General features: G+C 61.8%; 16 protein-coding genes and 1 rRNA gene. 10 read left to right on the top strand and 7 right to left on the bottom strand.

Going from position 1 to position 14,844, the window contains the following annotated elements:
• Window positions 1-263: 263 nt before the first annotated feature.
• Complete coding sequence (locus DTP52_RS17870) at window positions 264-998, bottom strand: thioesterase II family protein (RefSeq protein ID WP_109754550.1); 735 nt, start codon at window positions 996-998, stop codon at window positions 264-266.
• A 145-nt stretch (window positions 999-1,143) separates the two neighbouring features.
• On the opposite strand from DTP52_RS17870, the gene tam reads away from it, so the two are divergent.
• From tam to DTP52_RS17845, 4 genes are all read left to right on the top strand, one after another.
• The gene (gene tam, locus DTP52_RS17865; RefSeq protein ID WP_109754549.1) at window positions 1,144-1,914 is read left to right on the top strand and encodes a trans-aconitate 2-methyltransferase; all 771 of its coding nucleotides are present in this window, start codon (window positions 1,144-1,146) and stop codon (window positions 1,912-1,914) included.
• A 91-nt stretch (window positions 1,915-2,005) separates the two neighbouring features.
• Window positions 2,006-3,139 carry a cupin-like domain-containing protein gene (locus tag DTP52_RS17860; protein WP_109754548.1) on the top strand — a complete coding sequence of 378 codons (1,134 nt, stop codon included), beginning with the start codon at window positions 2,006-2,008 and terminating at the stop codon, window positions 3,137-3,139.
• Window positions 3,140-3,381: 242 nt separating this feature from the next.
• The gene (locus tag DTP52_RS17850; RefSeq protein WP_109754547.1) at window positions 3,382-4,182 is read left to right on the top strand and encodes an SDR family oxidoreductase; all 801 of its coding nucleotides are present in this window, start codon (window positions 3,382-3,384) and stop codon (window positions 4,180-4,182) included.
• Window positions 4,175-5,998, top strand: a complete 1,824-nt coding sequence (locus DTP52_RS17845) for a glycoside hydrolase family 15 protein (RefSeq protein ID WP_109754546.1) — start codon at window positions 4,175-4,177, stop codon at window positions 5,996-5,998. The genes DTP52_RS17850 and DTP52_RS17845 overlap by 8 nt, the downstream gene beginning before the upstream one ends.
• Window positions 5,999-6,138: 140 nt before the next feature.
• Here the strand turns inward: DTP52_RS17845 and DTP52_RS17835 are convergent, their stop codons facing one another.
• Window positions 6,139-6,504, bottom strand: a complete 366-nt coding sequence (locus DTP52_RS17835; protein ID WP_109754544.1) for a DUF6124 family protein — start codon at window positions 6,502-6,504, stop codon at window positions 6,139-6,141.
• Between the two features lie 581 nt (window positions 6,505-7,085).
• Between DTP52_RS17835 and DTP52_RS17830 the strand changes: the two genes are divergently transcribed.
• Window positions 7,086-7,463, top strand: coding sequence for a hypothetical protein (locus DTP52_RS17830; protein WP_109754543.1), 378 nt, complete (start codon window positions 7,086-7,088; stop codon window positions 7,461-7,463).
• 28 nt (window positions 7,464-7,491) lie between these two features.
• Complete coding sequence (locus DTP52_RS17825) at window positions 7,492-8,394, top strand: alpha/beta fold hydrolase (RefSeq protein ID WP_109754542.1); 903 nt, start codon at window positions 7,492-7,494, stop codon at window positions 8,392-8,394.
• Here the strand turns inward: DTP52_RS17825 and DTP52_RS17820 are convergent.
• Entirely contained in the window at window positions 8,363-9,355 is a 993-nt protein-coding gene (locus tag DTP52_RS17820) for a GlxA family transcriptional regulator (protein ID WP_109754541.1), read from the bottom strand. The genes DTP52_RS17825 and DTP52_RS17820 overlap by 32 nt on opposite strands.
• 100 nt (window positions 9,356-9,455) lie before the next feature.
• Between DTP52_RS17820 and inhA the strand changes: the two genes are divergently transcribed.
• Complete coding sequence (gene inhA / locus DTP52_RS17815; RefSeq protein ID WP_109754540.1) at window positions 9,456-10,142, top strand: isonitrile hydratase; 687 nt, start codon at window positions 9,456-9,458, stop codon at window positions 10,140-10,142.
• A 106-nt stretch (window positions 10,143-10,248) separates the two neighbouring features.
• Here inhA and DTP52_RS17810 read toward each other — a convergent pair whose 3' ends face one another.
• Both DTP52_RS17810 and DTP52_RS17805 read right to left on the bottom strand, forming a co-directional pair.
• Entirely contained in the window at window positions 10,249-10,506 is a 258-nt protein-coding gene (locus tag DTP52_RS17810) for an Atu4866 domain-containing protein (protein WP_109754539.1), read from the bottom strand.
• A gap of 29 nt (window positions 10,507-10,535) precedes the next feature.
• Window positions 10,536-11,273 carry an SDR family oxidoreductase gene (locus DTP52_RS17805; RefSeq protein ID WP_109754538.1) on the bottom strand — a complete coding sequence of 246 codons (738 nt, stop codon included), beginning with the start codon at window positions 11,271-11,273 and terminating at the stop codon, window positions 10,536-10,538.
• A gap of 202 nt (window positions 11,274-11,475) precedes the next feature.
• Here DTP52_RS17805 and DTP52_RS17800 point away from each other — a divergent pair, with 202 nt between their 5' ends.
• Window positions 11,476-12,423: an AraC family transcriptional regulator gene (locus DTP52_RS17800; RefSeq protein WP_109754537.1), complete on the top strand. Its 948-nt coding sequence runs from the start codon at window positions 11,476-11,478 to the stop codon at window positions 12,421-12,423.
• A gap of 160 nt (window positions 12,424-12,583) precedes the next feature.
• Window positions 12,584-13,021, top strand: coding sequence for a hypothetical protein (locus tag DTP52_RS17795; RefSeq protein WP_371925598.1), 438 nt, complete (start codon window positions 12,584-12,586; stop codon window positions 13,019-13,021).
• A 460-nt stretch (window positions 13,022-13,481) separates the two neighbouring features.
• On the opposite strand, the gene DTP52_RS17790 is transcribed toward DTP52_RS17795, so the two are convergent.
• Window positions 13,482-13,940 (bottom strand): SRPBCC family protein, encoded by a 459-nt coding sequence (locus DTP52_RS17790; protein ID WP_109754535.1) that lies wholly within the window; start codon window positions 13,938-13,940, stop codon window positions 13,482-13,484.
• Between the two features lie 147 nt (window positions 13,941-14,087).
• Here DTP52_RS17790 and DTP52_RS17785 point away from each other — a divergent pair, with 147 nt between their 5' ends.
• Window positions 14,088-14,489: a lysozyme inhibitor LprI family protein gene (locus DTP52_RS17785; RefSeq protein WP_109754534.1), complete on the top strand. Its 402-nt coding sequence runs from the start codon at window positions 14,088-14,090 to the stop codon at window positions 14,487-14,489.
• A gap of 115 nt (window positions 14,490-14,604) precedes the next feature.
• On the opposite strand, the gene rrf is transcribed toward DTP52_RS17785, so the two are convergent.
• Window positions 14,605-14,720: ribosomal RNA gene (rrf, locus tag DTP52_RS17780) — 5S ribosomal RNA — on the bottom strand.
• Window positions 14,721-14,844: the final 124 nt, after the last annotated feature.

Raw genomic sequence — 14,844 nt, 5'->3', positions numbered from 1 at the left:
TTCTGGGGTATCCGGAATCAGTGGGCACTAGGCACAAAGGCAAGTCGTCCCTATGAAACGAATGCAAACCGGAAAAATTAGCGTTTGGGAATTTGTGTCAGGAAGGAAAAACCGTGGCGAGGGAGCTTGCTCCCGCTCGGCTGCGCAGCAGCCGCAAAATCTGCCAGCCTCGAAAGAAAGGGGGCCTGGCCTGGCTGGGGTCGCTTCGCAACCCAGCGGGAGCAAGCTCCCTCGCCACAAAAGCAGGTCGTTTAGATCAGTGGTCAGGCGCTGGTGGCCAACCCATGCCGCCGATGATGCACGCTCAACTGATCCTTGATCAGCCGCAGCACCTTGGCCTCGTGCTCATGAATGAAGAAGTGCCCACCGGCCAGCATGTCCACCGAGAAGCTGCCCGTGGTTTCCCGGCGCCAGCCCATCAGTTGCTCCGTGGTGGCCTTGTCGGCCGTGCCGCCGAACACATGCACCGGGCTGTTGAGCAGCGGCCGCTGCCGCGGCTGGAAACGTCCGCACAGTAAAAAGTCGGCCCGCAGGATCGGCAGCGTCAGGGCCATCAGTTCTTCATTGGCCAGGATCTCCTCGCTCGTACCGTTGAGGGTGCGCAGTTGCTCGATCAACTCAGCATCGGTTTTCGCCTTGGCGAAATCGCGATCGTAGTCGGCCCGCATCGTCGGCGCCGCGGTGCCGGAGGCAAACAGCGCCACCGGTTCCGGGCTGCCGAGTTCACGCAAGGCGTGGGCGATTTCACAGGCCAGCAGCGCGCCCAGGCTGTGGCCGAACAAGGCGTACGGGGCCTGGAGCGTCGGGTACAGCTCCCGCGCCAACTGCATCGCCAACGAACCCATGTCGGTGTGCAGCGGCTCGTCGAAGCGCGCCCCGCGCCCCGGCAACTCCACTGGCTGCACGTGCAGCCATTGCGGCAACGTGCGCCGCCAGCGGCTGTACACCATCGCGCTGGCGCCGGAATAAGGCAGGCACAGCAGGGTCAGTTGGGTCACTGCGGTTTTCTCCGATCGGTCGTGTAGGGAAGATAACGAAATCGTAACCCACAGAATTAGTCAAAACCGTTACGTTCGCTCTATCTTCTTCACCCGGCCTTATACTGGCCGCACCTCGACTCACTGCGCCGCACAGGAGAACGCCATGGGCTGGTCCGCCAAGCAATACGTCACCTTCGAACAGGAACGTACCCGTCCGTCCCGGGACCTGCTCGCCGCCATTCCCCCCACCCAGGCCCGTTCGGTGATCGACCTGGGGTGCGGCCCGGGCAATTCCACCGAGCTGTTGGTGGAACATTTCAGCGGTGCCACGGTGCGCGGCCTGGACAGCTCCAGCGACATGGTCGACGCCGCACGCAAACGCTTGCCCGCCGTGGCGTTCGACACCGCCGACATCGGCCAATGGGATGAACCCGGGCCATTCGACGTGATCTTCGCCAACGCCGTGCTGCAATGGCTGCCGGACCACGCCACCCTGCTGCCCTCGCTGCTCGGCAAACTCGCCCCCGGCGGCAGCCTGGCGGTCCAGATGCCCGACACCCTGCACCAGCCCTCCCACCGCCTGATGCGGGAAATCGCCGCCAATGGGCCGTGGGCCAGCCAATTGGCCGGGGCGGCTGATTCGCGCACCGAAATGAAGGATCCCAGCACGTATTACTCGATCCTCAAGCCCCACTGCAGCCGCGTCGATGTATGGCGCACCATCTACCATCACCCCCTGGCCGGCGGCGCCGCAGGCGTGGTGGAATGGTTCAAGGGCAGCGCCTTGCGGCCCTTTCTCGAACCGCTGGATGAGGCCCAACGCGAGCAGTTCCTGGCGCGCTATCTCCAGGCGATCGAACAGGCTTATCCGGCATTGGACGATGGGACGGTGCTGCTGCCGTTTCCCCGGGTGTTCATGGTCGCGACGCGTTAGGGCGACGGTCGATGATGCAGTGACGGGGCCTAAATTTCTGATCCAGGCCCTCGTTACCTGCTAAGACCAAAAACCCGCAAGAGTGACCGCCGTGGACCTGCAAACCATCCTGGGCAAGCTGTTCGCCAATGCCGGCGCCGTTGGTATCGAAGGCGTCTTCCAATTCGTGTTCGGCCCGCACCAGGCGTACTGGTCCGAGGTCAAGGCCAGCAGTCGCACCGAGGCCGGCCGCCATACCAGCCCCGACGTCACCATCGAGGTGGCGGAGAAGGACTTCCTCGGGATCATGGCCGGCATGGCCAATGTCGAGGAACTGTTCGCCAGCGGTCGCTTGAAGATCGGCGGCAATATGGGCCTGGCGACGTTGCTGCCGCAGATCATCGATCATGCCCGGCATGGCGGTGGCGTGGTGGAAAAGGTCGACATGAACAAGCGCTACCCCACCCCGCCGCGCTTCAGCGAAAAACTCACCGCCAGCCTGCCGACCCAACGCAGCGTGGAACGACGGCCTCGCAGCGGGCTGTCAGTGCAGGAATTTCGCGCACAGTACCTGCCCCACGGCATTCCGCTGGTCATCAGCGATGCCTTGCAGGACTGGCCGCTGTTCAAGCTCAGCCGCGAAGAATCCTTGGTGCATTTTGCCGAGTTGCAGGGCATCACCCGCCACGGCGACTATGTGAAGAAGACCTTCTCCACCGAGCGGGATTTTCGCTCCACGTCCATGGCCGACTTCATCGCCTCCCTCGACAGCCCGGCGGCCAGGGGCGCCGACGGCGAACCACCGGCCTACATGGGTAACAACATCCTGCCAGAGCGGCTGATGAAACAGATCAAGTACCCGCCCTACTTCGACCCATCGTTGTTCATCCCGCCGCGCATCTGGATCGGCCCCAAGGGCACCCTCACGCCGCTGCACCGCGACGACACCGACAACCTGTTCGCCCAGGTCTGGGGCCAGAAAACCTTCACCCTCGCCGCGCCTCACCACCGCGAAGCCCTGGGTACCTGGTCCACGGCGCCCCAGGGCGGGCTGGACGGTTGTGATTTCAACCCGGATGCGCCGGACTACCAACGCTTCCCCCACGCCCGCGACGTGACCTTCATGCGCGTGACGCTGGAGGCTGGGGATTTGCTGTTCTTGCCTGAAGGTTGGTTCCATCAGGTGGAGTCGGTGTCGACGTCGTTGTCGGTAAATTTCTGGGTGAATTCGGGGCGGGGTTGGTAACCGCTGATCTGAAGCAACATTCTTTGTAGCAGGCAGATTGTGGGAGCAAGGCTTGCCCGCGATGAAGGCAATGCGGTCTTTCGGAAATCGAGTCGCCTGTTTCGCGAGCAAGCTTTGCTCCCACAGTCCCCTTGCCACAGGTTTGTGTTTGGACCTGAAATATGAAGACCGCTTCACCCAAGTGAACTCCTCCCACCTCCCACCAGTCAGCAGGTAAGGCCCTCCATTCAAGGTGCTAGACCATGCAGATATCCCTCGCCCGACAGGTTGCCCTGGTCACCGGCGCCAGCTCCGGCATTGGCGCAGGCGCGGCCAGGGCATTGGCGGACGCCGGTGCTGCGGTGGTGCTCAACTACCACTCCAGCGCCGGCCCGGCACAAGACCTGGCCAGTGAAATCAACGCCAACGGTGGCCGCGCCATCGCCGTCGGTGCCGATGTGTCGAAGGAGCAGGACGTCGAGCGACTGTTCGCCCAGACTCTCGAAGCCTTTGGCACGCTGGACATCCTGGTGGCCAATTCCGGCCTGCAAAAAGACGCCGCCGCCGTCGACATGAGCCTGGAGGACTGGAACACGGTGATCGGCACCAACCTCACCGGCCAATTCCTCTGCGCCCGCGCCGCCCTGCGGATTTTCACCCGCCAGGGCATTCGCCAGGGCGTGTCCCGGGCCGCCGGCAAGATCATCCACATGAGTTCGGTGCACCAGCGCATTCCCTGGGCCGGCCACATCAATTACGCGGCGTCCAAGGGCGGTGTCGATCTGTTGATGCAGAGCCTGGCCCAGGAAACCAGCCAGCAGCGCATCCGCATCAACAGCATCGCCCCCGGCGCCATCCGCACGGCCATCAACCGTGACGCCACCGAGGGCGAGCAGGAGCAAAAGCTGTTGGAACTGATTCCCTACGGTCGCGTCGGCGATGTGGAAGACGTCGCCAACGCCGTGGTCTGGCTGGCCTCGGACTTGTCCGATTATGTGGTGGGCACCACGCTGTTCATCGATGGCGGGATGAGCCTTTACCCGGGGTTTCGCGGCAATGGCTGATCATGACGAACCGCAAAGCCCCATCGAGAACCACGGCATCATCGGCGACATGCGCACGGCTGCGCTGGTCAATGACCGCGGCAGTGTCGACTTTTTCTGCTGGCCGGAATTCGACAGCCCATCGATCTTCTGCTCGCTGCTGGACACCCCGGAGGCAGGCATCTTCCAGCTCGCGCCAGACCTGCCGGATGCCCGTCGCCAACAAATCTACCTGCCCGACACCAACGTCCTGCAAACCCGCTGGCTGAGCGACAGCGCGGTGGTGGAGATCACCGACCTGCTGCCCATCGGCGACAGCGAGGATGATCTGCCGGTGTTGATCCGCCGTGTGGGCATGACCATCGGCAGCGCGACGTTTCGCCTGCGCTGTGCGGTGCGTCACGACTATGCCCGGGCCGCCACCACAGCACGCCAGGACAGTACCCACATCTGTTTCGAGGCGCCGGGGCAACCGAGCCTGCGCTTGTGCGCCGATCAGCCCATGACGCTGGACGGCAACGCGGCGGTGGCCGAGTTCACCCTGGAACAGGGCCAGAGCGCCGAGTTCCTGCTGGGCGGCATCGACGACCCGCGCCTTCAGGATGACGTCAGCGCGATATGCCTGGAGCGGACCCTGGCGTTCTGGCGCGGCTGGATCGGCCAATCCACCTATCGGGGGCGTTGGCGGGAAATCGTCAACCGCTCCGCCCTGGCGCTGAAACTGCTGACCTCGCGCAAACACGGCGCGATCCTCGCCGCCGCCACCTTCGGCCTGCCGGAAACCCGCGGCGGCGAACGCAACTGGGATTACCGCTACACCTGGATCCGCGACGCCTCGTTCACAGTCTACGCGTTCATGCGCCTGGGCTTTGTCGAAGAGGCCAACGCCTACATGCGCTGGCTGCGCGGGCGAGTCAGCGACTGCTGTGACCAACCGATCAAACTCAACATCCTCTACGGCCTGGACGGTCGGCTGGAGCTGCCGGAAACCGAGCTGTCGCACCTGAGCGGTTTTGGCAATGCGCAGCCGGTGCGCATCGGCAACCTCGCCTACCAGCAGGTGCAGTTGGACATCTTCGGCGAGCTGATGGACGCCGTGTACCTGGTCAACAAATACGGCGAAGCCATCTCCCATCAAGGCTGGAAACACACCGTCGACGTGGTCGACCAAGTGTGCAAGGTCTGGCAGGACAAGGATGTGGGTATCTGGGAAATGCGCGGCGACAAACAGCATTTTCTGCATTCGCGGCTGATGTGTTGGGTCGCCGTCGACCGCGCCATCCGCCTGGCCGAAAAACGCTCCCTGCCCGCCCCGTTCGCCCGCTGGGACGAGACCCGCCAGGCCATCTACCAGGACATCTGGACCAATTTCTGGAGCGAGGAACACCAGCATTTCGTCCAGCGCCTGGGCAGCACCGCCCTGGACGGTTCGATGCTGTTGATGCCCCTGGTGCGCTTCGTCAGCGCCCGCGATCCGCGTTGGCTCTCGACGCTCGACGCCATTGAAAAAAGCCTGGTGCGCGACGGCATGGTCTATCGCTACCGCAACGACGACAGCCCCATCGACGGCCTCAGCGGCATCGAAGGCTCCTTCGCGGCTTGCTCGTTCTGGTACGTCGAATGCCTGGCCCGCGCCGGCCGCGTGGAAAAAGCCCAGCTGGAATTCGAACAACTGCTGCGCTACGCCAATCCGCTGGGGTTGTACGCCGAAGAGTTCGACAGCCACGGCTACCACTTGGGCAACACCCCCCAGGCCTTGACTCACCTGGCGTTGATCAGCGCCGCCAGTTTTCTGGATCGCAAGTTGAGCGGGGAGAAAAATCATTGGCAGCCGTGAGCTGCCCTTCAGCCTGAACGCGATCCCTGTGGCGAGGGAGCTTGCTCCCGCTCGACTGCGCAGCAGGCGCAAAAATCTTGGGGTTGCTTCGCAACCCAGCGGGAGCAAGCTCCCTCGCCACAGAGAAAGCGGTGTGCTGGCTACTGCGCTGAGTCGGCCAGTTCGATGTCATCCAACGCTCGGTTGGCCAGCAATCGGGCCAGCTCGATCAACTGCTGAATCCCCAGCGCAACATGCCGCCGGGAACCTTCCAACTCGAACCCCAGGTCACTGACCAGCGCATCGGCCGAGGCGAGGGTTTCGCTGAGGGTGGTGAGCACCGATTCGGTGTTGAGGCCGGGGACCACGGTGAAAACCTGGCCGTCCTGGGTGTCGGGTTTGGGCGGGGTGGGCGACAAGTGGATGTTCAACGCCCGGTCGGCGGCTTCGCGGAGTTTTTTTGTGTCGAGGGTGGTGTAGGTAGAGAGGTCTTCGGCGCGTGGCGGGTTGGGGGTGATCTTGACCATAGTGAAACTCCTGACTTGAAGTTGAGCTCACCCACCTCGTGACCAAACGAGGGTGGTGGGCTATACGCAGGTTGGTCAACCGGGAAGTCAGGCACCCGGCGCACTCGAAAGTGCCCCGCGCACAGCCCACCGCAAAGCATACCGTCAAGCACACAAAAAAGCGCCGACATGCTGAGGTTGGCGCGTGTGCGCCTGACATTGGACGGGTGACCAAACCCGGTCGCTGATTTTGCAGCGACGAGCAAAGCCTATCCCCGCCCTTTCCTAACCGGCAACCGCCGCGACTCGTCAGAAAATTCCGGTTCACTTATTTTTTTGTAGGAACACCGCACCACTGTGGCGAGGGGATTTATCCCCGCTGGGCTGCGCAGCAGCCCCCTAAACAGTCAACTCAATCTGCCTGATGCACCGAAGCGCTGGTTACAGGGGCCGCTTCGCAGCCCAGCGGGGATAAATCCCCTCGCCACAAAAACTAGTTACGCCCCCCTTTCGAGTTGCCAGCCCCACAACCCTCTCCTAAGATCGATGCACTCACGGGTGCAGCGGAGCTGCCCGATAAAAACCCGACTCAAGGATCTGACATGACCCATATCAAACGCCCCATCACCACCCCGCCCCGAACAGGCCTGACCCGCGAAGACCTCTGGGAAGGCCAGGACCGGGGCTTGATCAAATGCTGGGAAATCGGTCGCGAGCGCGCGGTGAAGTTTCCCGAACTGGCACAACGCTGCCTGGCCGGTGAATTGCCCGTGCTGGGCTGGAAAGGTGGCGTGAGCCGCAGCCTGAAAAAAAGCGAAAAATTCGGCTGCCTCAAATACCTCGCCCAATGGCAGGGCCTGCGCGGTGAAGACCTGGACATCGACCTGACTCAGGAGCGCACCCTGACCTGCGCCAACACGAAGATGATCGTGACCTTCACGCCGGATCGGGCCAAATACGTCAATCAGGAACCCGCCTGACTGCAACCGCGCTATACCGGAGGCCAACATGAACTTGAATCCCAAGGTCAACTTCGCAGTCACGCCGCTGTTGCGCATCGCTTACGAAGAGCATGGCCCCGCCAGCGGCGAGCCGATCATCCTGCTGCACGGTTTCCCTTACGACCCGAGAGCCTTCGATGAAGTCGCGCCCGCCTTGGCCGAGCGTGGCTACCGGGTCATCGTGCCCTACCTGCGCGGCTACGGCCCGACCCGCTTCAACAACCCGGCCATCCTGCGCTCCGGCCAACAAGCGGCGTTGGCGCAAGACCTGCTGGACCTGATGCACGCGCTTTCCATTCCCCAAGCGGCACTGTGCGGCTACGACTGGGGCGGCCGGGCGGCGTGTATCGTCGCGGCACTGTGGCCCGAGCGCGTGCGCTGCCTGGTGACCGGCGACGGCTACAACCTGCAGGACATTCCCCGTTCCACGCAGCCACTGCCCCCGGAAACCGAACATCGATTGTGGTACCAGTACTATTTCCACACGGCGCGGGGTGTCGAAGGCCTGACGCAAAACCGCCGTGAATTGTGTGAATTGCTCTGGCGCCTGTGGTCCCCCACCTGGAAACGCGGCGCCGAACTGTATCCCCTCAGCGCCCCGTCGTTCGACAACCCGGACTTCGTCGATGTGGTGATCCATTCCTACCGCCATCGCTTCATGTACGCGCCGGGCGACCCGACGCTGGAGTGGATGGAGGAACGGCTTGCGGCACAACCGGCCATCAGCGTGCCGAGCATTTCCCTGTGCGGCGCCGATGACGGCGTGGGGCCCGCGCCGGAACACGACGAAGACGCCGGGCATTTCACAGGTTTCTATGAGCGCCGAGTGCTGGCCGGTGTTGGCCACAACATTCCCCAGGAAGCCCCCGAGGCCACGCTCAAGGCATTGCTGGATCTGCTTGAGGGCTGACGGCGAACCGCTCGCGATAGGCCTGCGGCGTTACGCCCATGGCCCGCAGGAAACTGCGGCGCAGGGTTTCTTCGCTGCCGAAGCCGCATTGCACCGCCACCCGCTTGATCGATACGGCGGTGTCGGACAACAGACGGCGAGCGGTTTCCACGCGAATCAACTCTACCGCCCGCGCCGGGGTCTGGCCGGTGTCGGCGCGGTAGTGCCGGACAAAGCTGCGCTCGCTCATGCCCACCTCGGCGGCCAGGCTCGACAGGCCCAGGTCACGGGTGAGGTTTTCGGCGATCCAGGCATGCAGGTCATCGAATCGACTGCCCTGTTTTTGCAGCGACAACGTCACGCTGAACTGCGATTGACCACCAGGACGCTTGAGGAACACCACCAGATGCCGGGCGACTTCCAGGGCCACCGCGCGGCCCAGATCTTCCTCCACCAGTGCCAGGGCCAGGTCGATACCAGCCGTGACCCCCGCCGAGGTCCACACAGGACCGTCGTTGATGAAAATCGGGTTGGGTTCGACCCGCAGTTGCGGATGTTGCTCGGCCAGTTGTTCGCAGCGGGTCCAGTGCGTCACCACGCGTCGTCCGTCCAGCCAACCGCTGGCGGCCAGCAGGAACGCCCCGGTGCACACCGACGCCACTCGCCGCGAACGCAAGCCGTGATCCTTGACCCAGGCCACCAACGCTGGGTCCTTCGCCGCCTCGTACACGCCCCAGCCACCAGCGATCAATAGCGTATCGCTGCCTTCGCTCGGCAGCGGCTCGGCCATCAGCGCCAACCCGGCCGAAGACATCACCGCCCCGCCCCCCACGGCGACGACCGTCGGCGTGTACGGCAACGGCAGGCCTTGCTGGCGGGCCAGGTCGTTGGCCGAAGCAAACACCTGCAAAGGCCCGGTGACATCCAGCACTTGCACGTTGGCGAAGGCCAGGACATGCACGGTTTTCGGTGGGTTGGGCATATTGGCGTGATTCGTGGGTTTATTGGCGTATACGCCAGAGCCTACGGATCTAAAGTAGAACCGTCCACCCCTCGGGCAATCATCCACAGGAGAACACGACATGACGTTGCAGATCGGTTTGCTGTTATTCCCTCAAGTCCAGCAGTTGGACCTGACCGGCCCTTACGACGTACTGGCCTCGTTGCCAGACGTGAAGGTCCACCTGATCTGGAAGGACCTGGCCCCGGTCACCGCCAGCACCGGTCTGGTGTTGTTGCCCACCACCACGTTCGAGGACTGCCCGAAGCTCGACGTGATCTGCGTTCCTGGTGGAACCGGCGTCGGCCCCCTGATGGAAGACGAGCAGACGCTGGCCTTCATCAAGCGGCAAGCCGCCGAGGCGAAATACATCACCTCGGTGTGCACCGGCTCGCTGGTGCTCGGTGCGGCGGGTCTGTTGCGGGGCAAGCGCGCCACCACCCATTGGGCCTATCACAGCCTGCTGCAAACCCTGGGCGCGACGCCGGTCAAGGACCGCGTGGTCCGCGATGGCAATCTGTTCACTGGTGGCGGCATTACCGCCGGGATCGATTTTGCCTTGACCCTGGCGGCCGAACTGTTCGACCAGGACACCGCGGAACTGGTCCAACTGCAACTCGAATACGCCCCTGCCCCGCCGTTCAACGCCGGCAGCCCGGACACCGCGCCGACGCGCGTGCTGGAAGAAGCAAACCGGCGTGCGGCCGAGTCGTTCCGGGTACGCTCGCAAATCACCCAACGTGCTGCGGCGCGGTTGGAACGGGCGTAACGATGGACCTCCGCCAGGCATGAACGGCTGACTGGAGACAGGATTAAATCTGTGGCGAGGGAATAAATCCCCTCACCACAACGGTCAGGTGCCAACCTTGGGTTCATCACTCATCCTGGCGATACAACACCATCCCCGCGTGATACAGCACGCCCTCACGAAAATCCCCATCGGCGGTGAAGCCCGTATCGTCGTGGTATTCGATATGGTCGTCCTGCAGCCAGTAATCGCCCTGGTAAGCGCTTTCCCGCAAACCTCGCGCTTCGTCATAGCGCCCTCCCGGCAGCAGCCGATGGCGAATCACGCCATCAGCCGTCACCCACAGGCCGACAAATTTGTCCTGGTCTCCAAAGGCCTTTCTCATGGGATATCTCCTGTTGGGTAAACCTGGGGTCAGAACGGGCTGGCGGTGGGTCGCACGATCAGTTCGCTGACGTCCACGTCCGCCGGTTGTTCGATGGCGTAGGCGATTGCCCGGGCGATGGCTTCGGCCGGAATGGAGATCTTGCGGAACTCGCGCATTTCGGCACGTCCACCTTCATCGGAAATGCTCTCGGCCAGTTCCGACTCGGTCACGCCAGGGGAAATCACCGTTACGCGCACATCCCCCCCGACTTCCTGGCGCAAGCCCTCGGAAATCGCTCGCACGGCAAACTTGGTGGCGCAATACACGGCGGCAGTCGGGCTGACGGCATAGGCACCGATGGACGCGATGTTGATGAACTGGCCGCTGCGCTGGCGCTGCATCAGCGGCAAGCCGGCAGCGATGCCGTGAAGCACGCCACGGATGTTGACGTCGATCATGCGGTCCCACTCCTCGACTTTCAGAGCTTCGAGCTTGGAGAGCGGCATGACCCCGGCGTTGTTGATGATCACATCGACACGACCGAACCGCTCGACAGCAAAGTCGATCAGGTTCTGGACGTCATCGCGACGGGTCACGTCCACGGCTTTGCAGACCGCTTGCTGGCCGGCGGTTTCGAGTTCGTGTACCAGTGTTTGCAAACGATCGATGCGCCGGGCGCCAAGCACAACACGCGCACCACGAGCCGCGAGCAACCGCGCCGCTGCTTCACCAATCCCGCTGCTGGCACCCGTGATGACCACTACTTTGTTTTGAATATCGGACATGATGATTTCCTCGTCTGGATGTGTCGGCCCCCGGTGGGAGCGTTTTGACAGGTCCAGATTAGGGAACCGCCCCATGCCCGGGTTAGCCGGATCCTCCTGCGCACTTGCACGATCCTGTAGCGATAAAACCGACTCTGGCCGACAGCCGCGCAATCGGTTTTACTAGCGCGGTCCACTTATTTGGTCTGGGAGATTGATCGGCATGTCGGTATCCACGTCCATCCACCTTGCGCCAGACGACGGCGTCAGCCAGCGCCGCGCTGAACTGGCGAGCTTGATGAAGCGCTTTGCGCCGGAGTTCGGCGTCCACCCCACGGCCATCGAGGCCTTGCACCTGATCCGCAGCGACCAGCCAACCGAGGCGCTGCACACCGTGCACAAGCCTGGTTTGTGCGTGATCATCGAGGGGCGCAAGGAAGTGCGCCTGGCGGACGAATGCTACGTGTATGACCCGCTCAACTACCTCGTTGTCTCGGTGACCCTGCCGTTGGCTGGCCAGGTGATTGAAGCCAGTCCCGAGTGTCCCTACCTGTGCATCCGTCTCGACATCGATCCGGCACAGATCTGCCGCCTGATCGCCGACGCCAGCCCTATCGGCGTGCCGCCCGAAAGAAGCGGACGTGGATTGTTCCTGGACCGCATCGATGCGCCATTACTCGACGCGATGCTGCGTTTACTGCGGCTGTTGGACAGCCCGGACGATATCGCCACCCTCGCGCCATTGGCCCAGCAGGAGATTTTCTACCGGCTGCTGCGTGGTTCCCAAGGCCAGCGCTTGCACGAAATCGCCATTCCCGACACCCAGACCCATCGCATCAGCCGAGCCATCGAGTGGCTCAATACCCATTACGCCGAGCCACTGAGCATCGACAGCCTGGCACAAATGATCAATCTCAGCCCTTCGGCACTGCATCACCGCTTCAAAGCCGTAACCGCCATGAGCCCGCTGCAATACCAGAAACAGCTGCGCCTGCAGGAAGCCCGACGGTTGTTGTTGGCGGAGAACAGCGACGTTTCATCAATCGGCTACAAGATGGGGTATGAAAGCCCTTCGCAGTTCAGTCGTGAATACAGCCGTCTATTTGGCGCCTCGCCGAGCAAGGACATCGCTCGTTTGCGCGCCCAGGCGCTGCAAGCCAGTAGCGCCTGATCCTGCCCACAGACAGGATCAGGCAAAACCAGGACAGTATCCGTCTAACGCCCGCCCCCTCCTCGCCCCTAATCTGAACCCATGCAGCAAGACAACCGTCGCCGCTGCAACGGGTTCAGCAGATCGCGATATCTGAACGACCCGGCACTCGACCCTTGATATGACCGGAGTCTTTACCATGAAAACGTTCAACACTTTGATCGCCGTTACCGCCTTCGCCCTGAGCGCCAGCGCGTTTGCCTTGCCGAGCCAGCAGCAAGACCGTTTCTTTACCCAAGTTAGCGACTACCAGCAGCCTGTGGCCTCTGATGGCGCAGACCGGACACCTGGCGGGCAAACCTTGGCCGCCGATGGTGCAGACCGGACGCCTGGCGGGCAAACCTTGGCCGCCGATGGTGCAGACCGGACGCCTGGGGGCCAGACCTTGGCCGCCGATGGTGCAGACCGGACGCCTGGGGGCCAGACCTTGGCGGCCGATGGTGCGGACCGGACACCTGGAGGACAAACCTTGGCCGCCGATGGTGCGGACCGGACGCCTGGGGGCCTGATCCTGGCGGCCGATGGTTCCGACCGCACCATGGCTCGGCGCTTGGCATGATCAGTCCACTTTTTCACAGACGAAAAAAAACCCGCCTAGGCGGGTTTTTTGAGGACCAATTTGACTCCCTGTCCGGCATTCCATGCCTGGTCCAATCATCCATGACCCTGAGCACTCCCTGTACCCAGTGGATGAACATAGATTAGGCCCACCGGAGTTTCTGGAAAAGACGAGAAAGCAGCAACAGCGTGTAAGCGTTTCGCTATAGAACCTTTCCAGACTTTTTTGTGGGCGAAAAAAAACCCGCCGAAGCGGGTTTTTCCAAGACCATTACGACTCCCTGTCGATAGCTTTCCTTGCAAGGTCGATCGTCCCTGATCCTGAGCACTTCCTGTGCTTCAGTGGATAAGTCCAGATTACGCCTCGGATCCAAAATGAAATAGACGACATAGCTACCATCTCGTGTAAGACATTCGCTATACAACCCCCCTCCGAAAACCCTTAACCCTGCAGGCCAGGATCAAGACTTGCTCAGGAAGGCTTCAATATTGGCCATCTGCTCGTCCCAGCCACGGCTGTCCATGCGAAAAGCCTTGAGCCGACGGGCCTCAGGGATATTGTTGAAGCCCGACTCCACGACTTTGAGCAAGGTACCGCCATCCATGTCCTCGAGTTCGAATTGCACCCGGGTTTCAGACTCCTGGGAATAATCCACCTGCGGCTCGACAGCGTAAGGATGCCAGCGAAACGAGAACACACGCTCTGGCTCCACCCGCTCCACCGCCACGTCCCAGATGAGGTGCTCGTAACCTGGGTAAGTGATTTGCCCCTGGGTACGCTCACCTGCCACAAACCGTTTCCCCTCAAGGGCGACACCGAACCATTGGCCGAAGGCTTCGGCATTGGCCAGGGCTCGCCAGACTTGAGAGCGCGGAGCCTTGAGCAGGATCTTTCTTTCAATGCGATCGGATGAATGCATGAGTCACCTCTGTGTTTCAACAGTAGGCTTGTAAGACCACGAGGCCAACCGGAAAGTTGTATCAGACTCTTGTTTAGCACTCGCTACCTTTAAAACTGCATGGGCGATGTAAACTCCCACGGTGTACCCCTCAAGGAGAGACCGAACATGTCCCCACGCTTGCTTATGGCCTTGATGCCGCTGCTTTTCTTCACTGTTGCCCAGGCCGACGACTGCGCCAACGCCACCACCCAAGGCGAAATGAACCAATGCGCAGCCAAAGAGAATAAGGCCGCCGACAACGAGCTGAACAGCTTGTACAAGCAGATCACAGCACGCTTGAAGGACAATCCCGAGGCCAAGCAAATGCTGGTCAAGGCCCAGCGTGCCTGGATAGGCTTCCGTGACGCCGAATGCAACTTCTCCGCCTCTGGGGTCGAGGGCGGCAGCGTCTATCCGCTGATCTACAACAATTGCATCACGGCCCAGACCAAAGCCCGGGTCGAAGCATTCAAGACCTATCTCAAGTGCAAGGAAGGGGATCTGAGCTGTCCAGTACCCGAGGCTTAAGGGCCACGATGTAAAAAAGGATGGCCCCACAGGTCATCCTTTTTTGGCCAAGCTTTTTCTTGCAGGCAAAACAAAACCCCTACCTGCGTCAGCAGATAGGGGTTTCGGAATTTAATCTTGACGATGACCTACTCTCACATGGGGAAACCCCACACTACCATCGGCGATGCATCGTTTCACTTCTGAGTTCGGGATGGGATCAGGTGGTTCCAATGCTCTATGGTCGTCAAGAAATTCGGTAGCCGGTGCGTGCCTTGCGGTCACGTGCCAGCGAATGGGTATGCGATAGATTTGTGTGTTGCGTTCGTGAGCGATGCGAACTTTCGGTTCGTGTCGTCTTCACACACCGCAATCT

This window comes from Pseudomonas sp. 43mfcvi1.1, from assembly GCF_900115935.1.
Taxonomy (GTDB): domain Bacteria; phylum Pseudomonadota; class Gammaproteobacteria; order Pseudomonadales; family Pseudomonadaceae; genus Aquipseudomonas; species Aquipseudomonas bijieensis.
Note: the sequence above shows the minus strand (reverse complement) of the source record. Positions and strands in the feature narration are given on the sequence as shown.